General features: G+C 43.9%; 17 protein-coding genes. 10 read left to right on the top strand and 7 right to left on the bottom strand.

Annotation, left to right across the window (positions count from 1 at the left end; all coding sequences use genetic code 11):
- Positions 1-26: 26 nt before the first annotated feature.
- Positions 27-1,676: a gliding motility lipoprotein GldJ gene (gldJ, locus tag ABNE31_RS17025; protein WP_293282694.1), complete on the bottom strand. Its 1,650-nt coding sequence runs from the start codon at positions 1,674-1,676 to the stop codon at positions 27-29.
- A 376-nt stretch (positions 1,677-2,052) separates the two neighbouring features.
- On the opposite strand from gldJ, the gene porV reads away from it, so the two are divergent.
- The 6 genes from porV to ABNE31_RS16995 all read left to right on the top strand — a co-directional run bounded on the left by porV (position 2,053) and on the right by ABNE31_RS16995 (position 8,313).
- Positions 2,053-3,198, top strand: a complete 1,146-nt coding sequence (gene porV / locus ABNE31_RS17020; protein ID WP_293289657.1) for a type IX secretion system outer membrane channel protein PorV — start codon at positions 2,053-2,055, stop codon at positions 3,196-3,198.
- A 78-nt stretch (positions 3,199-3,276) separates the two neighbouring features.
- Positions 3,277-3,768: a cytidine deaminase gene (cdd, locus tag ABNE31_RS17015; RefSeq protein ID WP_293289658.1), complete on the top strand. Its 492-nt coding sequence runs from the start codon at positions 3,277-3,279 to the stop codon at positions 3,766-3,768.
- An 81-nt stretch (positions 3,769-3,849) separates the two neighbouring features.
- Positions 3,850-4,848 (top strand): pyruvate dehydrogenase (acetyl-transferring) E1 component subunit alpha, encoded by a 999-nt coding sequence (gene pdhA, locus ABNE31_RS17010; protein ID WP_127140643.1) that lies wholly within the window; start codon positions 3,850-3,852, stop codon positions 4,846-4,848.
- A 4-nt stretch (positions 4,849-4,852) separates the two neighbouring features.
- On the top strand, positions 4,853-6,505 hold the full coding sequence (locus ABNE31_RS17005; RefSeq protein ID WP_293289659.1) for a pyruvate dehydrogenase complex dihydrolipoamide acetyltransferase: 1,653 nt from the start codon (positions 4,853-4,855) through the stop codon (positions 6,503-6,505).
- A gap of 79 nt (positions 6,506-6,584) precedes the next feature.
- Positions 6,585-7,529, top strand: a complete 945-nt coding sequence (locus ABNE31_RS17000; RefSeq protein WP_293289660.1) for a M28 family peptidase — start codon at positions 6,585-6,587, stop codon at positions 7,527-7,529.
- A 106-nt stretch (positions 7,530-7,635) separates the two neighbouring features.
- A complete protein-coding gene (locus ABNE31_RS16995) occupies positions 7,636-8,313 on the top strand; it encodes an SDR family oxidoreductase (protein ID WP_293289661.1) in 678 nt (225 codons plus the stop codon).
- A gap of 19 nt (positions 8,314-8,332) precedes the next feature.
- Here the strand turns inward: ABNE31_RS16995 and maoP are convergent, their stop codons facing one another.
- A complete protein-coding gene (maoP, locus tag ABNE31_RS16990) occupies positions 8,333-9,577 on the bottom strand; it encodes a DUF413 domain-containing protein (protein WP_293289662.1) in 1,245 nt (414 codons plus the stop codon).
- Between the two features lie 105 nt (positions 9,578-9,682).
- Here maoP and ABNE31_RS16985 point away from each other — a divergent pair, with 105 nt between their 5' ends.
- From ABNE31_RS16985 to ABNE31_RS16975, 3 genes are all read left to right on the top strand, one after another.
- On the top strand, positions 9,683-10,282 hold the full coding sequence (locus ABNE31_RS16985; RefSeq protein ID WP_293289663.1) for a SprT-like domain-containing protein: 600 nt from the start codon (positions 9,683-9,685) through the stop codon (positions 10,280-10,282).
- A 63-nt stretch (positions 10,283-10,345) separates the two neighbouring features.
- Complete coding sequence (locus tag ABNE31_RS16980) at positions 10,346-11,425, top strand: mannose-1-phosphate guanylyltransferase (protein WP_293289665.1); 1,080 nt, start codon at positions 10,346-10,348, stop codon at positions 11,423-11,425.
- Between the two features lie 3 nt (positions 11,426-11,428).
- The gene (locus ABNE31_RS16975) at positions 11,429-12,883 is read left to right on the top strand and encodes a DUF389 domain-containing protein (RefSeq protein ID WP_293289667.1); all 1,455 of its coding nucleotides are present in this window, start codon (positions 11,429-11,431) and stop codon (positions 12,881-12,883) included.
- Between the two features lie 20 nt (positions 12,884-12,903).
- Here the strand turns inward: ABNE31_RS16975 and ABNE31_RS16970 are convergent, their stop codons facing one another.
- Positions 12,904-13,671, bottom strand: a complete 768-nt coding sequence (locus tag ABNE31_RS16970) for an ATP-binding cassette domain-containing protein (RefSeq protein WP_179384527.1) — start codon at positions 13,669-13,671, stop codon at positions 12,904-12,906.
- Positions 13,671-14,408 (bottom strand): ABC transporter permease, encoded by a 738-nt coding sequence (locus ABNE31_RS16965; protein ID WP_293289669.1) that lies wholly within the window; start codon positions 14,406-14,408, stop codon positions 13,671-13,673. The genes ABNE31_RS16970 and ABNE31_RS16965 overlap by 1 nt, the downstream gene beginning before the upstream one ends.
- Positions 14,409-14,523: 115 nt before the next feature.
- Here ABNE31_RS16965 and pafA point away from each other — a divergent pair, with 115 nt between their 5' ends.
- Positions 14,524-16,200 (top strand): alkaline phosphatase PafA, encoded by a 1,677-nt coding sequence (pafA, locus tag ABNE31_RS16960; RefSeq protein ID WP_293289671.1) that lies wholly within the window; start codon positions 14,524-14,526, stop codon positions 16,198-16,200.
- Between the two features lie 18 nt (positions 16,201-16,218).
- Here the strand turns inward: pafA and ABNE31_RS16955 are convergent, their stop codons facing one another.
- The 3 genes from ABNE31_RS16955 to ABNE31_RS16945 form a co-directional block, all read right to left on the bottom strand.
- Complete coding sequence (locus ABNE31_RS16955; protein WP_349351900.1) at positions 16,219-19,737, bottom strand: MopE-related protein; 3,519 nt, start codon at positions 19,735-19,737, stop codon at positions 16,219-16,221.
- A gap of 254 nt (positions 19,738-19,991) precedes the next feature.
- Positions 19,992-20,837, bottom strand: a complete 846-nt coding sequence (locus tag ABNE31_RS16950) for a glycosyltransferase (RefSeq protein WP_293289704.1) — start codon at positions 20,835-20,837, stop codon at positions 19,992-19,994.
- Between the two features lie 37 nt (positions 20,838-20,874).
- A complete protein-coding gene (locus ABNE31_RS16945; protein ID WP_293289702.1) occupies positions 20,875-21,402 on the bottom strand; it encodes a methyltransferase in 528 nt (175 codons plus the stop codon).
- Positions 21,403-21,409: the final 7 nt, after the last annotated feature.

Raw genomic sequence — 21,409 nt, 5'->3', positions numbered from 1 at the left:
CGGGGCTTTTAAAATGATCTGATAATTTATCTTGCCTTCTTGTGGCGTACTGTCTTGTTGGATCTTGATTTTGATCCCACTCTTGACATAGCGCATCTAAAGCCAATATCGTCGGTTGCCATATACTGTGGCAAATATCTACGTTGTGCAGGATCTAACCAGTAGGCCCTGTCTCTCCAAGAACCACCTTTGTACACGCGAACCTCGTTGTTGATCAGTGAAGTCCTGTAGTTGGATTCATCATATTGACGAACCAATTCACCATCTTCGTTACGTTCTACCTTGTGTTTAGGGGCATCGTACATTCTTTGGTTGTCGTCCTCATCCGCAAAACGGCTAAAGAATCTGGAGGAACCTGGGTCACCATCCCTAAATCCACGGTTATCGCTCTTATCGAAATTGGTTCTCAAATAAGTTTCCTCCTCAGTTACCGGTACTTCCTTGATTTCTCCGGGAAGATTGATGGCTACAATTTTTCCGTTGGGCAGCGTGTCATACACAATTTTGTCTTCCAAGATTTCTACTTTTCCATCTTCACCGATTGCCTTTTTCATGAAGACGTTACCGCGGTAATAGTTGAAATCGCTGATTTCGTCATCCACAATAGGACGATAGACGTCGGCCACCCACTCGTTTACGTTTCCGGCCATGTCGTACAATCCAAAATCGTTGGGCTTGTATGATTTTACTTGCGCAGTAATGTCGGCGCCGTCATCGGACCATCCTGCAATACCGCCGTAATCTCCTTTTCCTTGTTTGAAGTTGGCCAATTGGTCTCCACGACCTACGCGTTGTCCATTACGGGTGTAGTCACCTTCCCAAGGATATTTTTTTCTACCTCTATAGTTGTTGTATTCCCTTGTTCCAACAAGTGCTTGTGCGGCATATTCCCATTCCGTTTCCGTAGGAAGTCTATATTCTGGCATAATCACACCGCTGCTTCTTTTGGCAAAGGTGTTGATGGAATCTCTTTTTTGTTTTCCTTGCAAGGAATCAATTTGACCACCATAAACAGATTCTGGATTATTCAGGTAAGCCTCTGTACTGAAGGTGCCATTGATTTCGCCGTTCAATACTTTGTATTTGGCATCTTCGGCAAGGTATCCCTCCCTTTCCAACATCACCTCGTTTACCCTATCGGTTCTCCATTCGGCATATTGGGTCGCTTGAACCCAGTTTACGCCCACCACAGGATATTCTGCATAGGCAGGGTGCCTTAGGTAGTTGTTGGTCATGGTTTCGTTAAAGCCCAATCGGTTTCTCCATACCAAAGTGTCAGGAAGAGCTCCTTCATAAATATTGGCATATGTTGGATTGTCGGGAGGATAGACTTCTTTCAAATAATCCAAGTACTCCAAATACATTACGTTGGTTACCTCGGTTTCGTCCATATAAAAAGATTGGACGTGCTGTTGCGTTGGTGTATTGTTCCAATCATGCATTACATCATCTTGGACTTTACCTTTGGTGAACGTTCCACCCTCTACAAATACGGTCCCTGGAGGCGTTTCTTGCTCCTTGAAGTCAGAATTGTATTGAAATCCGCCTTCTTTGGCATTGATTTTCCATCCAGTGGCTCTGGAAACATTCTTGGATGAAGAAGAGTTTTTACAACTGGAAAAACCTCCCATTACAACGGCGCAAGAAAGTACAACTTTGATTAAGTGTTTTTTCATAATTTGGGCTTAAGTACTTTAAAACCTGTGCTTTTCAATTCAGGTAATTTAGTCTTGTTTTGATTTTTTTAAACCTTCGATGGCATTAGAACGATGTTTTCACCATTATATTTTGTGCTCATCAAATATTTCTGGCCATGCCTCATTTCTGAACATGCCACATCTTTGTAACGGTGTTTGGTGCCAATTAGTATAGTCGCCATAGCTTTTATCCGACTTATCCATTGTTCTACCATTATTTATAAGGTAACAATTACTTAAGTTTTAAAAAATGTACGCTTGATTACAAGAATTTGTGGAATTGAACGTTTACATAACAATATATCCAATTCGATTGTTTTGGACCATGAACTTTACTAAACGCTAAATACTTACAATGAAGAAGTTACTTTTATTGGTAGTGTTGCTTGCCAGTGCCCCCTGGATAAACGCTCAACAAGAAAGAGCAATCACCACAGCTGTTCCCTTTTTGACCATTGCGGCCGATGCAAGGGCCTCTGGTATGGGAGATATGGGTGTTGCCACTTCTTTCGATGTGTATTCCCAACAATGGAACCCTGCCAAATATGCATTTGCTGACCGTAAAATGGGAATCGGGGCCAGTTATACCCCGTATTTGGAAAGTATCGTGAACGATGTTTCCTTGTTGAACGCCAACTTTTACAACAAATTGAATGATCGAAGCGCATTTGCCTTTGGCTTGCGCTATTTTGGTTTGGGTGAAATCGAACTACGACAAACCTTTGACCAAACAGCGACCATTGTTAAGCCCAACGAATTTGCGTTGGACGGTTCTTACGCCCTAAAATTGAGCCAATCCTTTTCCATGGCCGTCGCAGGACGTTTTATCAGTTCTAACTTAAGGTTTCAGGACGGTACGCAAGACTCTCAAGCTGCCAATTCTTTTGCGGTTGACGTGGCCGGTTTTTACCGTTCCCCAGAAATCGCATATCAAAACTTTGATGGCCGTTGGAGAGCAGGTTTCAATATTTCCAATTTGGGTGGTTCCATCCAATACGATGAGGGCGGACAGGAGAACTTTTTGCCCACCAACCTTAAATTTGGAGGCGGATTCGATTTTATTTTCGATCAAGACAATATATTGGCCATCAACACGGAGTTTAACAAACTATTGGTGCCAACGCCAAGGGATTTCAATGGTGACGGACAAATTACCGTTGAGGACAATGATGAATACCAACAAATCGGATTCTTTAGTGGAATCTTTGAGTCGTTTGGGGACGCTCCCGGAGGATTCAGCGAAGAATTGAAGGAAGTAACATGGGCGCTGGGAGCTGAGTACCGCTTTAGGGAAGCTTTTATGTTGCGCAGTGGTTATTTTAACGAGAGCGAGGAAAAAGGTTCAAGAAAATTCTTTACGCTTGGGGCTGGATTTAAGTACAAAACAGCCCAAATCGACCTTTCCTATCTCTTCTCCACCTCACAAGTTAGAAACCCATTGGAAAACACCTTGCGATTCTCGCTTAGGTTCGATATCGGTGAGGAGTTTTACAACGACTAAAAGCATAGCAAAATACATAACACAAAAAAACCTGTCCTCGGACAGGTTTTCTTATTTTTGGAATACACGCGACAGTACATGAAAAAAAAGAAAATTGCTTTTGATCTGCTCATCTTCGATACGCTATCAGACTTGTCACAAAACGATCAAAAATTGTTAAAGGATGCCATAACGGCTCGCTCCGACGCCTACGCACCCTATTCCAAATTCAAGGTAGGCGCGGCAGTACTTTTGGAAAATGGCGAAGTCGTTATAGGCAACAATCAGGAAAATGCTTCCTATCCATCGGGCCTTTGTGCAGAAAGGGTAGCGGTTTTTCAGGCAGGTGCCAGATATCCAGGAGTTCCAATCACTGCAATAGCAATCAGTACCTTGCCCTCGATGAAAGCCGATGCGATTCCGGCTGCGCCTTGTGGCAACTGTAGGCAATCCATTGTCGAATATGAGCAGAGGCAACAGTCGCCCATATCCCTCATTATGGGATCGGAAAAAGGCCCCATTTACAAATGTAGCTCCATGGGCGATATACTGCCCTTGGTCTTCGATGGCTCATTTTTGAATGATTCTTAATTCAAATCTTTTTCCAAAACAGATATATATGTATTTTTGCTGTCCCCGACCACAGGGGAAATTCATTTAATACTACTGTAGATGAAAAAAATCACCAAAGAAGTTTACCTTAAATGGTATGAGGACATGTTTTTCTGGAGGAAATTCGAGGATAAACTTGCCGCTGTGTATATTCAACAAAAAGTAAGAGGGTTTCTTCACCTGTACAATGGTCAGGAAGCCGTTTTGGCAGGTGCGCTTCATGCCATGGACCTTGAAAAGGACCGTATGATCACTGCTTATCGAAACCACGTCCAGCCGATAGGTATGGGAGTGGACCCAAGAAAAGTTATGGCGGAACTGTATGGAAAAGTAACAGGTACTTCCAAAGGAATGGGAGGTTCCATGCACATATTCTCCAAAGAACACCGCTTTTATGGTGGACACGGTATCGTAGGGGGACAAATCCCTCTAGGAGCCGGTTTGGCGTTTGCCGACAAATATTTTAAAAGGGATTCTGTAACCCTTTGTTATATGGGTGATGGTGCTGTAAGACAGGGTTCGCTGCACGAAGCCTTTAACTTGGCCATGTTGTGGCAATTGCCCGTAGTTTTTGTGTGTGAGAACAATGGTTATGCCATGGGAACTTCAGTGGCGCGTACATCACACTCCACCGATATCTGGAAATTGGGTCTTGGTTATGAGATGCCATGCGGCCCTGTGGATGGAATGGATCCTGCCATCGTAGCGAAAGAAATGGACAAAGCCATTGAACGTGCCAGAACAGGGGGCGGTCCAACCTTCTTGGAGATGAAAACCTACAGGTATCGCGGTCACTCCATGTCGGATGCGCAGCATTACAGAACAAAAGAAGAAGTAGAAGAGTATAAAAAGATAGACCCAATCACTCAGGTAAAAGACGTCATCCTTGAGAAAGGTTATGCCACCGAAGACGACCTTAAGAAGATTGACAAGAAGGTGAAGGATTTGGTGAAGGAGTGCGAGAAATTTGCCGAAGAGTCGGACTTTCCTCCATTGGAGCAATTGTACGACACGGTTTACGAGCAAGAGGACTATCCATTTTTACAACATAAATTATAATTAGATGGCAGAAGTAATCAACATGCCTAGATTGAGCGATACCATGGAAGAAGGAACCGTGGCGAAATGGCTCAAGAACGTAGGGGACAAAGTCGAAGAAGGGGATATTTTGGCCGAAATCGAAACCGATAAGGCCACTATGGAATTTGAATCTTTCCATCAAGGAACGTTACTCCATATCGGAATACAGGAAGGAGAAGGAGCCCCGGTTGATTCACTTTTGGCCATTATTGGAGAAGAAGGAGAAGATATCTCCGGTCTGTTGAACGGTAGTGCAGAGGGTGGTTCAAGCGCATCCGAAGAAGAAAAGGATGACGAGCCCGAAGCAGAGGAGAGTTCAGCTAACGACGATAGCAACGAGGCCGCCGAGATTCCTGATGGAGTTGAAATCGTGACCATGCCCCGTTTGAGCGACACCATGGAAGAAGGAACCGTGGCCAGCTGGTTGAAAAATGTAGGGGACAAAGTCGAAGAAGGCGATATTTTGGCCGAAATCGAAACGGATAAGGCGACCATGGAGTTCGAATCGTTCTACGCAGGAACTTTGTTGCACATTGGAATTCAAGAGGGCGAAGGAGCTCCGGTCGATTCACTTTTGGCCATAATTGGCCCAGAAGGAACCGATGTGGATGCCGTGCTGAAAGCTCAATCATCCGGTGGTGCCAAGAGCAAACCTAAAAAAGAGGCTTCCAAGGAAGAAGAAACATCAACATCCGAAGATACTTCCCAAAAAGAAGCAACGACAACTACCGCACAGGACCGTCAGCGCATATTTGCCTCACCTTTGGCCAAAAAGATTGCCGATGAGAAAGGCATCAACCTGGCCGATGTAAAAGGTACGGGCGATAATGGTAGAATTGTCAAAAAAGACATTGAAAACTTCAAGCCTTCGGCACAGCCAGCTGCACCAACTGCATCCGATAAAGCTGCAGAAGCTGCTGCACCGGTAGCTCCAGTGAACTTGCCTGTGGGAGAGGAAAGTGTGGAAGAAGTGAAAAACTCCACCATGCGCAAGGTGATAGCCAAGCGTTTGGGCGAGTCCAAATTTACTGCGCCACATTACTATCTTACCATCGAGGTGGATATGGACAATGCAAAAGCATCCCGTGCGCAAATCAATAATTTGCCCGACACCAAGGTGTCGTTCAACGATATGGTGTTGAAAGCATGCGCTATGGCCCTTAAAAAGCACCCTCAAGTAAACACGACTTGGAATGGCGACACTACCATTTACAAGCATCATGTGCACATGGGCGTAGCCGTAGCCGTGGATGAAGGTTTGGTGGTTCCCGTGATCAAGTTTGCGGACCAGATGACCTTGAGCCAATTGGGAAGTTCCGTAAAAGATTTGGCAGGTAGGGCGAGAAGCAAAAAAATCAAGCCAGAAGAAATGGAAGGAAGTACCTTCACGGTTTCTAACTTAGGTATGTTTGGCATTCAGGAGTTTACTTCCATTATCAATCAGCCTAACTCGGCCATTCTATCTGTCGGAGCCATTGTAGAGAAACCCGTTGTGAAAAATGGGGAAATCGTCGTGGGAAGTACCATGAAAGTTACTTTGGCTTGTGACCACAGAACCGTTGATGGTGCTACTGGAGCCCAGTTCCTTCAAACGTTGAGGGCATACTTGGAAAATCCAGTGACCATGTTGGCATAGACATTCCATAACTTACACATAGAAAGCATCCTTTTCGGGATGCTTTTTTTATCTTTAGAACATTCAAAAAACAACAGGAATGAAACTATTGTATTCTATTTTTGCCGCACTTATTATGGTAAGTTGCGGTTCTGGTCAAATGACCCAAACCCCTTTTGCTCCAACTACTGCTGACCGAATTGGTGAAATGATGAACTACTTGGCAAGCGACGACCTTAAGGGTAGGGAAGCGGGAAGCGAAGGCATTGAAATGGCAGCTGTTTATATCGAAAACTACTTCAAGTCGTATGGGCTTACCCCTTATTTTGAAAGTTACAGGGACACCCTTTCCAATTTTCAAAAGCCATCTTATAATCTAGTGGGTATGATAGAGGGTAACGATCCGGAGCTAAAAGATGAATTTATTTTGATTGGCGCGCACTATGACCATATTGGAGTTGTAAATCCCGAAAATGGTGACCCCATTGCCAATGGGGCCAATGACAATGCTTCGGGAACCATTAGTGTTTTGGAAATGGCCCGTTATTTTGGGACACAGCAAACCAATAAGCGCAGCCTTATTTTTGCCTTGTTCAGTGCCGAAGAAAAAGGCTTGTTGGGATCAAAGCATTTGGCCAAGAAGCTCAAAGAAGAGGGGTTGAATCTCTACACCATGCTCAATTTTGAAATGACAGGGGTACCCATGCAGGACAAAGATTATTTAATGTACATCACAGGATATGAAATGTCCAATTTGGCAGAGGTCAGTAACACCTATGCCGGAGAAAATCTAGTAGGTTTCCTGCCCACTGCAAAGGAGTTCAATCTGTATCAGCGGTCGGATAATTTTCCGTTTCATCAAGAGTTTGGTGTGCCTTCGCATACCTTCTGCACGTTTGATTTCACCAATTTCGCGTATTACCACAAACCTGGGGATGAAGCGGGGTTAATGGATTTTGAACACATGTCTACTGTGGTGAACAAAACCATTCCGGTCATAGAAAAAATAGCCAACGCAGCCAATCAAGAAATTAAGTTAAACTAAGTTTAAAGTATCACATCGAGCTTCTGGCGGATGTATGGGCAGACAGGTAAGGTGTGAAGGTTTTTACAGATTCCCGATTTCTCGGGAATCATAAATGCAATAACATATGGCCAATATCATAATAACAGGAACGAGTAGGGGAATAGGATTTGAACTGGTTAAGCTTTTTGCGCGGGAAGGACATCAAGTGTTGGCCTTGTCCCGTAATGAAGCACCGGTAAAGAAGCTCAATTTGCCCAATGTGGACTCCTTTCCCTTTGATTTGGGCAATCCAAAGGACTATCAAAAGCTATTGGGCTTTTTGGAAGATTGGCATGTGGTGGACGTACTAATTAATAATGCAGGCAGCTTGCTGAACAAGCCATTTTCTGAAACGACTACGGAAGAATTTGAAAGGGTTTACAAAGTAAATGTCTTTGGTGTGGCCGAAATGACAAGAGCCGTTTTGCCTATGATGGGTCAGCAAGGGCATGTGGTAACGGTGAGCTCCATGGGTGGCGTGCAGGGCAGCATGAAGTTTCCGGGACTATCCGCATACAGTTCCAGCAAAGGGGCCGTGATTACGCTAACCGAACTGTTGGCCGAGGAGTACAAAGAAACCGGACCCAGTTTTAATGTGTTGGCCTTGGGCGCGGTACAGACCGAAATGTTGGAGGAAGCCTTTCCAGGGTACAAAGCCCCCGTCACCGCCTTAGAGATGGCGACCTACATCAAGGATTTTGCATTGACAGGGCAAAAACTCTACAACGGCAAGTTGTTGCAGGTAAGCAATAGTACGCCGTAGGGATTGATTACTGTGCTTTTCAACAGACGGGCACCCAGAATTCATTTTCCAAAATGAATTCTTTAAATGAAACGGGTTTAGGTAAATCACCTTTAGATTTAATCTCAAACCTTCCTTTTTCCTTGTTCCATTTCATCATAACCGACATAAAATCTAATTCTGAATAAACATCGTACGCATTTTTAAGTAGGATTAGCGTTTCGGTTAGTTCATCCAATGATTTGATACGATTTGATGAAGCCTTCCCGAGAACATTTTGTTCGATGTATTTTTTGTCGTTTGGGTTGATGCTGTCATAGTTTTTGTTCAATAAATGCATTAAGGTTTTGCCATCATTGATTTTAGCCACTATATGCTTTAGATTTTGAATGAATTTCGGAGCGATGGCGTTTTTTTCCTTCCCTATATTGTATTCTGAATAATTATAAGTAATCAAGGAATTTTCCTCTGGTTTTAAAATCCCAAAGGGAATAAGTTTTAATGTGAATTTGGTGTCAGTTCCAAATCTCGGTATCTCCACATCCAAGAAAAAAAGAGCATACTTGGGTTTTATGAGTGCTTGGCTTTTGGAAAAAACACGAATATCAAAACTATCAGGAAGGATTACGGCCAAATCTTTGTTGGATGAGATTGACTTTCGCCAGTCACAAGAGGATTCTTCTTTTTGGAGGAAGGTGTATCCTCCATGGATGTCCCGGTAAGCCCCAACAGTTGAGCTGCAGGTACATCCGCAAGTAGGGTAGCTGCCCCATATTTTTAAGTATCCGTTTTTGGAGTCATCAATCTTGTTAAAATCAAGTTTTTCACCATTGTCGGTGTCATCAAGTAAGGCTTGACAATCTTTAACCCGTTCCCACAATTGATGGGATAACGATTTGCCCTGAGCGGATACCCAAGTAAAACCTAAGACCATAAGGCTGCATATCAAGAACCTCATTTTTCTTATTTTCTTCCAATCCTCCCTATCATCTTTCATAAGCTTTTTTTGATTGCTCAGTTTGTTTTGCTTAAAAAGTTCCTTCCTTTTCAAGTACAACCAAAAAATCCTCGCATACTTTTCGGTAGGGGGTGCATCAGTGTCAAGATTTTGGCAAAACTCCTCCTGTTTTTTGGTCAGTGGTGTCAAAGTGCCATCGTAAAGGGCATTCATCCATGCACCGAACTCATTTAATATTTCGTATTCTTCGGGTGTTAAAACCGGTCGCATAAAAGAGCACTCAATTTTTAACTTTCTGAAGGCCATATGATCTTTTACAGTATTCATAGGTGTACATTTTTTAAGATTTGGGTTAAAACGTTCTAAAGATGTTAAATTTGGGGCAAAGTTTAGGTGACCAATTGACGGATGCCCGTTTTCAATTGACGAATGATGGAAATGACCCTTCAAAAATATCTTCCAGAGCTTGCGGTGGCTCCTTGTTTTGAATTGATCAAAACCCATGGGGTGCATTTGAAAATTGTGAATCATCGCGTTACACGACATGGGGATTACCGCAGATTGCCCAACGGACTGCACCTGATTACCGTCAACGCTTCGCTCAACAAATATCGATTCTTGATTACGCTCGTCCACGAAATCGCGCATTTGGTGGCCTTCGAAAGCTATGGTCGTCGAATAAAACCGCACGGAATGGAGTGGAAGCGTACCTTTCAGCATTTAATGGTGCCTTTCATACGGCCGGAGGTATTTCCGTCACAATTGTTGCCCATCATAGCGAACCATTTTAAAAACCCAAAGGCGAGCAGTAGCACGGATGCGAGGTTGTCCATCGCGTTAAAAGCGTTTGACGAGGAAGAGCGGGAACATCAGTATGTGTACGAGTTGCCCGCAGGAAGTGTTTTTAGGTTGTATAATGGCAGGTTGTTCAAAAAAGGAAACAAGAAAGTAAAGCGATACGAATGCGTGGAATTGTCCACTGGCAGAGTATATTTGTTTCAGCCTAATGCCGAAGTGGAGTTGGTTGAATAAACCATCCGTAATGAAAAATCAAAATGGATTCCTGCCTGCGCAGGAATGGAAGAACATATACAAATGAACAAGAATTATTATGCCATATTGATGGCCGGGGGAGTGGGTTCCCGGTTTTGGCCCGTGAGTACATCCGCCAACCCTAAGCAGTTTCACGATATGTTGGGAACGGGAAAAACCTTGATCCAAAAGACCTTTGATCGTTTGAACCGATTTATTCCAACAGAAAACATTTTAATCCTCACCAATGAACGCTACAACGATTTGGTATTGGAGCAATTGCCTATGGTGAAACAGGATCAAGTGGTGTTGGAACCTGCCATGCGCAATACCGCACCCTGTATCTTGTATGCTTCACTCAAGATTCAGAAAATGAATCCTAATGCCGTTATCATCGTGGCGCCCAGTGACCATTGGATTGAGGATGAGGCGGCTTTTGAAAATGACGTGATTGCCTGCTTTGATAAATGCCAACAGGAAAAAGCGCTATGCACCTTGGGCATACAGCCAACCTTCCCCAATACCGGCTTTGGCTACATCGAATTTGAAAAAGGAAGTGACGACAACCTGAAAAAGGTGTCTCAGTTCCGTGAAAAACCAGATTATGAAACTGCAAAGGAATTCTTGGCGCAAGGAAACTTTTTGTGGAATGCCGGAATTTTTATGTGGAGCGTGGAAACCATCGTGAATGCTTTCAAGAAATATCAGCGCGATCAATATGCATTGTTTGAAAAAGGCATTTCTGCCTACAACACAGCAAAGGAGACGACCTTTATTCAAGAAAACTATGCCAAGGCAGAAAACATCTCCATTGATTACGCTATCTTGGAACAATCCAAATCTATTTACACTTTGCCCGCCACCTTCGATTGGAACGATCTGGGGACTTGGGGCGCATTGTATGATAAATTGGATAAGGATCCAAATGAGAATGCAGTCGTGAATGCCAAAACGCTGTTGGAAAATGCCAAGGGGAATATGATTCGTACGCCTAAGGATAAAGTGGTCGTGGTGGATGGTCTGGAAGATTATATCATTGTGGATAAAGAAGATGTACTTTTGATTTATCCAAAGGATAAACAACAGGATATAAAAAAGGTTTTGAACCAAGTAAAGGATTCGTTTGGGGACCAGTTTGCATAATACATGAGTGAAGATCAAAAACAAGTGGACACCTCTCCTGGTCAGGATAGCGGGGATGAGGTGAAAAAGGATTTTAAGGGACTGTTGGGGAGTGTACGCAAGTTCCTCTCCGATTTATTGGAAATTCGCTCCAATACGGATGCGGCAGCCACCAAGGAATCCATTATAGCGGATATCCCTTTTAAAGGGCATACCTCTTGGATTTTGGTGTGTTCGATATTTATTGCATCCATCGGGTTGAATGCCAACTCTACCGCAGTGGTAATTGGAGCAATGCTTATCTCCCCTTTGATGGGTCCCATTTTGGGGATGGGCATGTCGTTGGCCATCAATGACATCGATACGTTGCGACGATCGCTTAAAAACTTCACGGTCATGGTCACCTTGAGTGTCATTACCGCATTTTTGTTTTTCTACCTTTTTCCTTTAAGGGATGAATCTTCGGAGTTGCTCGCCCGTACCAAGCCAGATATCCGGGATGTGCTCATCGCATTTTTCGGTGGACTTGCCCTGGTGATTGCACGTGCCAAAAAAGGGACCATCGCCAGTGTTATTTTCGGTGTGGCCATCGCTACGGCCCTGATGCCACCGCTCTGTACGGTCGGTTTTGGACTGGCCATTGGGAAGCCATGGTATGCTGCAGGGGCGATGTACCTGTTTATCATCAACACCATATTTATAGGTTTGGCCACTTTTTTGGTCATCAAGTTTTTGCGATTTCCCATGGTGCGCTATGCCAATTCGCAGCGAAGAAGACTCATCGCACGTTTGGCCTCCATTACCGGTATTTTGGTGATGATTCCCGCTGGGTTCACTTTCTATAATGTGTTCCAAGAATCCCTTTTTATGAAACAGGCCCAAAGTTTTTTGCAGGAAACCGTGGAAATCTATCAATTTGAGGGTGCTGGAAGATATGTGGACAATCTGACCAAATTGGAATATGTGGATGATGGAACTTCGTTGATCGAAGTGGTATTTATGGGGGATGAGGCCGTTCCAGAGAATGTCGTCAATACTTGGCGCACACAAAAAAACCAGTACAATAGGCTCAAAGATGCGGAGTTGCACATTATTCAAGGGGGGAAGGACGATTCTGAGGAGAAGTTCAATTATGTGAGCGAACTGTACGAAAAGAACAAGGCCGAACTCTTGAACAAGGATGAACAGATCAGGTTATTGGAGGAAGAATTGGCCAGCTTGACCAAGAACACGGGCAAACAGATTCCATTTCAGAATATTAGCGCGGAGGCCAAGGCCAACTATCAAAATATTGAGTCCTTGGGATTTTCCTACCAACTACGTACCGATTTCAAAAAGGTGGATACCATTCCGGTTTTTGAAGTGGATTGGAAGAACGGCGTTAGTGCTTCCGAAAAGCAGGCCGACACTAAAAAGATGTTAGCTTGGCTAAAACTTCGTTTGCAGGATAGCACCTTGGTCATCAAAGAGGCCAACTGATTTGTTTTGATACCTTCAAACTAGTTACGCTCTTCAATGTACATCTGCCGTACCTTTTTAAACAGCTCGGAAGAGTAAACGAAGTTGGTCACGGCCTCATTATCCGTCTTGAAAATTTCCTTGTTCGTGCCTTCCCATTCCTTAAGGCCATTTTTTAGGAAAATAATCTTTTCCCCGATCTCCATCACAGAGTTCATATCGTGGGTATTGATCACGGTAGTGATGTCGTATTCTTGGGTGATTTCTTGGATAAGGTTATCAATCAGCATGGCAGTTTTGGGGTCAAGTCCAGAATTGGGCTCATCGCAGAACAGATATTTGGGGTTCATTACAATGGCACGGGCTATGGCCACCCTTTTTTGCATTCCTCCGGAAATTTCCGCAGGATATCGTTTATGGGCATCAACCAAATTGACCCGTTTGAGCACAAAATCCACACGATCTTGTTTTTCGGACTGTGATTGATTGGTGAACATATCCAAAGGGAACATCACGTTGCCCTCCACCGTCATGGAATCAAAAAGGGCACTGCCTTGGAAAACCATGCCCATTTCTTGCCTCAAATTTCTTCGTTCCTTTATGGAAAGTTCGGAATAGCAATTGCCGTTGTAGTAAATATTGCCTTCATCGGGCTCAAAAAGGCCAAGCAGACATTTGATAAAAACAGTTTTACCCGATCCACTCTGTCCAATGATCAAGTTGGTCTTCCCTTTTTCGAACTCTGTGGAAATACCTTTTAATACGTGGTTGTCCCCGAAGGATTTGTGTATGTTTTCTACCTGTATCATTAGCCCAGCAACAATTGCGTTAGTACATAATTCGCTATAATGATCACCACACTGGTCCATACGAAGGAGGTGGTACTGGCTTTTCCAACCTCAAGTGCACCACCTGTCATGTAAAATCCGTGGTATGAGGGTACCGTTGCGATCACAAAGGCAAACACGACCGATTTGATGAATGCATAGGTCACGTGGTACGAATCAAAATCCATTTGTAGTCCTTGTATAAAATCCCCACTTGGCGCAAAACCACCAAATACTGCGGCGACCCATCCGCCCAAAATACCCACAAACATGGAAATAGCAACCGCGAAGGGGTACATCATCGTGGCGATAATCTTTGGAAAAACAAGGTAGTTCAGTGAGTTGATGCCCATAACCTCTAGGGCGTCAATCTGTTCGGTAACCCGCATGGTTCCAATACTAGAGGTGATGTAGGAGCCCACTTTACCGGCCATGATGATGGAGGTAAAGGTCGGGGCAAATTCCAGAATAACCGATTGCCTGGTCGCAAATCCTATCAAACTTTTTGGAAGTAGGGGATTGTTCAGGTTGAGTGCGGTCTGTATGGTAACAACACCTCCAATAAAAAAGGAGATGAAGATGATGATGCCCATGGCCCCAAAAATCAACTCATCAATTTCCTTGAGGATCAAGGTCTTCATGATGCCCCACTTGGTAGGTTTTTTAAATACTTCCCAAACCATGATGAAGTATTTTCCAATCGCTGCTAGGTATTTCATGCGTTTAATGGACTTGAGGTGATAAAAATAAGAATATTGTGGAGCATTTAACCTTCATTTAAATTTTTAAACGGCAGAAATCAATAGTTTTGTCCTTATTTGAATAAATCCTTTTATGAGAACGACCAACCTTATCCTTTCTGTTTTGGCTTTGAGCATGATCAGTCTAACCTATGGCCAACGAAGAAAAAATGCTGCCCCTGAACCGCTACCTGCTCCAATTGCACACCAGCCTAAATTGGTGGTCGGTATTGTGGTGGACCAAATGCGCTACGATTATCTTACCCGTTTTTGGAATCAATATGGGGAGGGCGGTTTTAAACGATTGGTAAACGAAGGTTTCAATTGTAAAAACAACCATTTTAACTATGCGCCTACCAGCACGGGGCCAGGACATACCTCTGTTTACACGGGAACGACCCCTGCGGTACACGGTATTATCGGTAATGATTGGTTCGACAAGGAATTGGGAAAAGACGTCTACTGTGCAGGCGATGATGCCTATGAATCTGTGGGTACTACTTCGGATTTGGGAAAAATGTCGCCGCACCGAATGTTGACTACCACCATTACCGATCAATTGCGGTTACATACCCAAATGCGTGGGAAGGTGATAGGTGTTGCCTTGAAGGATAGAGGGGCCATACTTCCTGCAGGACATACCGCCAATGCGGCCTATTGGTTTGAAGGAGGTGAAACCGGAAATTGGATCACCAGTTCCTATTATATGGATGAATTGCCACAATGGGTAGCCGATTTTAACGCTTCCGATAAGGTTGAGGCATACAAAAAGCCTTGGACTACCCTAAAACCGATTGAAACTTATGTTGAAAGTGGACTGGATGCCAACAATTATGAAGGATTGCAGAAGGGTGAAACCAGTAATGCCTTTCCACATGATTTACCAGCCATTTGGGACCAAAACGGTCAGTTCGATTTGATCAGGAGAAGCCCCTATGGAAATAGCATCACGGCCGATTTTGCCTTGGCCGCTTTGGAAGGAGAGGATTTGGGAGCGGATACCATAACCGATTTCTTGGCCATCAGTTTTTCAAGCACGGATTACGTAGGTCACTTTTTTGGAGTGAATTCCAAAGAAATCGAGGATACCTACATTAGACTAGACCAAGATTTGGAAAGAATTTTATCCACTTTGGACGAAAAAGTGGGCAAAGGTGAATACACCGTTTTTCTGACCGCCGATCACGCGGCGATTCACGTACCCTCTTTTTTGATGGATGCAAAGATTCCCGCCGGATATTTGGATATGGGTGGCATGCGCGAAAAGTTCAATACATTTCTTCAATACACTTATGGGACCACCGATGTGGTGAGAGATCTATCCAATTATCAATTGTTTTTGGACCATACCATTCTGGCCAATTTGGATATCGATCTGGATGATGCCCAAGAGGCCATCGCCAAAGAACTACTTTCTTATGAGGGAATTGCCCAGGTATATACAGGGCATCAAATGTGGGAGAATGAGTATACCAAGGGGATTCCATACATTTTGCAAAATGGGTATAACCAAAAACGTTCCGGGGATGTTCTCTTGGTGCCCAATGTAGGCTTTATCTCTTACAGCCGAACAGGTTCCACCCATGGTTCTCCACAGATTTATGATACCCATGTCCCCCTTTTATTATATGGGAAAGGCATTCAACAGGGAAGTACGGTAAACCGCACGGAGATTTCCGATATAGCCCCTACCATTGCCACTTTATTGGGAATCGCTTTCCCAAATGGTACAACCGGGCAACCTATTGGCGAGGTGTTGAAATTTGACTAAAAACGGTAAAGCAATCCATTATTTTCTATCCACGATCAATTTTTTGACAATTCTTTCGCCCATTTCATCATAATAGATGAGGAAGTAGATGCCATTGGCAAGTGACTGGATATTTAGTTGATTCGTGTTAAACTTACGCAATACAAGTCTTTTGTTGACATCATAAATTTCGACCAAGAATTGATATTTGTCCCACTTTTCAATATAAATGAAATCATTTGCAGGGTTGGGGTAAATGTATAGGTAGTCTTTAGCGTTTCCTGCTGATACAGATGTTTCAGGTTTTGTTGGGGTAACCTCAATCAAGCCATCACAATTTTCGTCCACATCATTGTCGAAGATTTCTTCTGCATTTGGATTGATATTGGCGTTGTTGTCATCACAATCCTCTACGTTGTTGAAACCATCCCCATCGAGGTCATCATCAGGTGTCGCGGGGTTACAATCATCATCGATGCCGTTGTAGGGAATCTCCGCTACGCTTGGATTGATGTCTGGGTTTTCATCGTCACAGTCGTCCACATTATTGAAACCATCCCCATCAAGGTCATCATCTGGGGTGGCGGGATTACAGTCGTCGTCGATTCCGTTGTAAGGTATCTCGTCTGAGTTGGGGTTGACATCAGCATTTTCATCGTCACAGTCGTCCACGTTGTTGAACCCGTCCCCATCAAGGTCATCATCCAAAGTGGCGGGGTCGCAATCATCGTCAAGGCCGTTGTAAGGAACCTCTTCAGCGTTGGGATTAACGTTGGCAATGTTGTCATCACAATCCTCTACGTTATTGAAACCATCCCCATCGAGGTCATCATCAGGTGTCGCAGGGTTACAATCATCGTCGATTCCGTTGTAGGGAATCTCTTCCGCATTGGGATGAACGCTTGCATTGTTGTCGTCACAGTCATCCATGTTGTTGAAACCATCCCCATCGAGGTCATCATCTGGAGTGGCAGGATTGCAATCGTCATCGATTCCGTTATAAGGAATCTCATTGAGTCCTGGATTGACATTAGCATTGTTATCATTACAGTCCTCGGCAATGTTGAACCCGTCCCCGTCAAAATCGTCATCCAAAGTGGCGGGGTCGCAATCATCGTCAAGACCGTTGTAAGGAATCTCTTCAGCGTCGGGATTAACGTTGGCATTGTTGTCATCACAGTCCTGCGCATTGTCGAAACCGTCCCCGTCGAGGTCATCATCCAAAGTGGCCGGGTCGCAATCATCGTCAATGCCGTTGTAGGGAATCTCCGCTACGCTTGGATTGATGTATGGGTTTTCATCGTCACAGTCGTCCATGTTGTTGAAACCATCTCCATCGAGGTCATCATCGGGGGTCACGGGGTTACAATCGTCGTCGATGCCATTGTAGGGTATCTCGTCGGCATTTGGATTGATATTGGCATTGTTGTCATCACAATCCTCCACGTTGTTGAATCCGTCTCCATCCAAATCATCATCAGGTGTCGTAGGGTTACAATCGTCGTCGATTCCGTTGTAGGGGATTTCCGATACACTTGGATTGATGTCTGGGTTTTCATCATCACAGTCGTCCACGTTGTTGAACCCATCTCCATCCAGGTCATCATCAGGTGTTGCAGGATTACAGTCATCGTCGATGCCATTGTATGGAATCTCGTCTGAACCGGGGTTGATGTCAGCATTTTCATCGTCACAGTCATCCATGTTGTTGAAACCGTCACCATCCAAATCGTTATCTGGTGTGGCTGGATTACAGTCGTCGTCGATGCCGTTGTAAGGAATCTCGATTGCATTGGGGTTGATGCTAGTATCATTATCGTTGCAATCATCAACTAGGTTAAATCCATCCGCATCCAAATCGTCATCCAAAGTGGTGGGGTCGCAATCGTCATCGATGCCATTGTATGGAATCTCTTCGGCATTTGGATTGATATTGGAATTGTTGTCATCGCAATCCTCCACGTTGTTGAATCCGTCTCCATCCAAATCATCATCGGAGGTCGCGGGGTCGCAATCATCATCGATGCCGTTGTATGGAATCTCGTCGGCATTTGGACTGATATCGGCATTGTTGTCATCGCAGTCATCTACGTTATTGAAACCATCCCCATCGAGGTCATCATCAGGTGTCGCAGGGTTACAATCGTCGTCGATTCCGTTGTAAGGTATCTCGTCTGAGTTGGGGTTGACATCAGCATTTTCATCGTCACAGTCGTCCACGTTGTTGAAACCGTCCCCATCGAGATCATCATCGGGAGTGGCAGGGTCGCAATCATCGTCAAGGCCGTTGTAAGGAACTTCTTCCGCGTTGGGATTAACGTTGGAATTGTTGTCATCGCAGTCATCTACGTTATTGAAACCATCCCCATCAAGGTCATCATCGGGAGTCGCGGGGTCACAATCATCATCGATACCGTTGTATGGAATCTCGTCTGAACCGGGGTTGATGTCTGCGTTTTCATCGTCACAGTCATCCATGTTGTTGAAACCATCTCCATCGAGGTCATCATCTGGTGTTGCAGGATTACAGTCATCGTCGATGCCATTGTATGGAATCTCGTTGGTGTTAGGGTTGATGTTGGCATTAAAATCATCACAGTCCAAATTGGACAGGACACCATCACCATCAAAGTCGATAACACCAAACCCATAATGTAAGCTGAGGTATTCCATAAGGCTAGTAGCCACTGCATCAACAAAAAGAGCACTGCTTTCAGCATCAAAGCGCACATCTTGATTGATTTCAATCTGTATGCCATCAATATTTCCGGAATTTAATCGTGACCCATGTATCCATACATTATACCCACCATTAAAATAAGGTTCACCTTCTTTCGGAAAGGGGTCTGCAGCACTTGGTACGGTGGGGAAGCCTTTATCATGAAACAAATTTCCTAAACTTAGTCCTCCCCTTATGAGCTGTACATGGGTCATTTCACCGACTTTCTCATAAACCAAGGTTTTGATACTGTTGCGGTTCATAAAGGTAGTAGTGTTCAAAACCTCGTCCGCTTGACGAAGTTCATGCCCGGTTAGGGTATAACCTAGTTCAACCCTTTCAATATCGTGGGCATGTCCATGGATGTCGATAAAAAGACCTCTGCCAAAGTCTTGGATAATCTTGTTCTTGGCATCTGCAATGTATGCGTGGTAATTGTCAAAAGCTTCTTGAATGATAGGGTTGTTGTCGTTGTCATCCTCATTCTTATTGCGGTTGGCATCAAACTTTATTCGAGCTAATCGATTGATGACCACAAAAGGGTAATGCCCTGTTTTGTTAAAGTAGGCTTGAGCCATTGCCCTTCCCATTTCTTGGGTGTCAGTGTCGTTGCCATATACACAATTGGGACAAGATCTATCTGGAATTTCATCCGGTTTTAAATCACCGTCATGAGGGATGGAAAGAATTACTGGATGATTTCCATAAATATATTCTATATAATTGTTACCATTTGGGAAATAACTCTGTCCCGGTATTTGCGCATGGGAATACCAGTTTACACCGATAAGCGCTAAAGCGAACGGTAAGACCTTTGTAATGTGATGAAACCATTTCATAGCATAACCTTTTTTTAGAACTATATAGGTGTTCTATGTATTGAACAACTACTTTTTTGGGTTATGCTGAATACTGATTTAAAGATACAATGGTTTGAATATAAAATGTGCAGTGAATTGACGGATGGGCCTTTTGAATTGACGGATGAGCCCTAAAATGGGGTCGTGTAGTTGGATTTAATGACCACTGTAAAAATATTCGATGGATTTAATAGGCAATTGACTACGAATAAATAAGTTAGGGTGTTGGTTGACTATTGGATTTTGGAGCAAATTCCTTTCCAACGATATGTTCTGATGAATTTGCCTTCTTTTTTGGAAACATATTTTTCCTGTCCCTGGATTAAGGCCTTTAAAAAACCCCATATCGCTTGGAGGTATAACTTGGGACTTTTGGCCTGCCATGCCATTTTTAAGACTGCAATTTTGGTCAGTAAAAGCCCGTATCCCATCCGATACATCGCCTCTCCTTTGGATTGATAGTTTTTGCTGCTATACCCATGGCCCGTGGGTCGAAGATGTTTCACCTTGAGTTCGGGCAGGGTTACGGTATCAAAATCATGGAATCGGGCCAAAAGTGTATCGACTGTGTCCCATCCTACCCCTGGACATAAACCACCAATCTTTTGGAAACAGGCTTTGTGATACAGTTTAATGGGGCCTCGGATATGGTTTTTGTTGGCAATGTCCTCATACTTCCATTGGTCCCCATTTTGAACGAACAATAATCCCGAACACATCCCTAGTTTCCAATTAGCCTGAAACTGGTTCACCATGTTGTCAAAATAGTTGGGAGGAAGTACGATATCGGCATCAAACTTGCCAATGAGGTCATAGGCCGAAACGTGTTTCAATCCAAAGTTAAAGGTATCCACCACCTTTTTACCCGGAATGTGCTCATCCGTCGATTTGCGTTGAACGACTTTTATCCATTCGTGCTTTTTGGCATAGTCCTGTGCAATGGCAAAGGTTGCATCGGAAGAATTATCGTCCACCACAATTAATTCATTGGGCAGATAGGTCTGATTCACAAAGGAATCGAGGCACTCCTCCAAGAAAGCTGCTTCGTTGTGGGCCGGGATGATAATACTGATGCGCATGGGCTAAAATCTGAAAAGCTTAACGGGAACTCACCAATTAGGTTGTGCTTCGCTCGGCGTACACAATATAATATCGATTGGTAAAATAGCGGAGTAGGGGACGAAAGCCCAACTTTTTCGTGGGATTGGTCCATTTTGCGGAATCCTTGATCGTCCAACCCGCTTTTTCCAAAAGCCAATCAAACTGCCAATCTTCAAATTCATGGTAATGACGGTCCCACGGGTCTGTTTTACTGCGATAGGCAGGGGAAAACCATAAACGCATCGGAATACTGGCGACCAATTTGTTGGCTTTTATTTCTTTCAAAATATTGAAGGGAGCGACCAAATGCTCAAAAATTTCAAAGGCGGTTACCACATCCGCATCCGAATTCGCGGCTTTTTTAAAATCGATATCCAAATCCTCACCTTTGGTGTTGGTTACTTGATATCCGTTGGATTTCATGATTTCTGAAAAGGGGTTCTCAACCCCTAAATCCAAAATGGTTTCGGAAGGGTCGATGTGCTTTTTCAAAAAGGCTAAAGTATGTCTGTAGCGCTTATTGGGAAAGTTGTTTTCGTACATGGGCTAA

Source organism: Flagellimonas sp. MMG031, assembly GCF_040112705.1.
Classification (GTDB): Bacteria; Bacteroidota; Bacteroidia; order Flavobacteriales; family Flavobacteriaceae; genus Flagellimonas.
The sequence above is the reverse complement of the archived record's forward strand: the minus strand, read 5'-3'. Positions and strand labels throughout refer to the sequence as shown.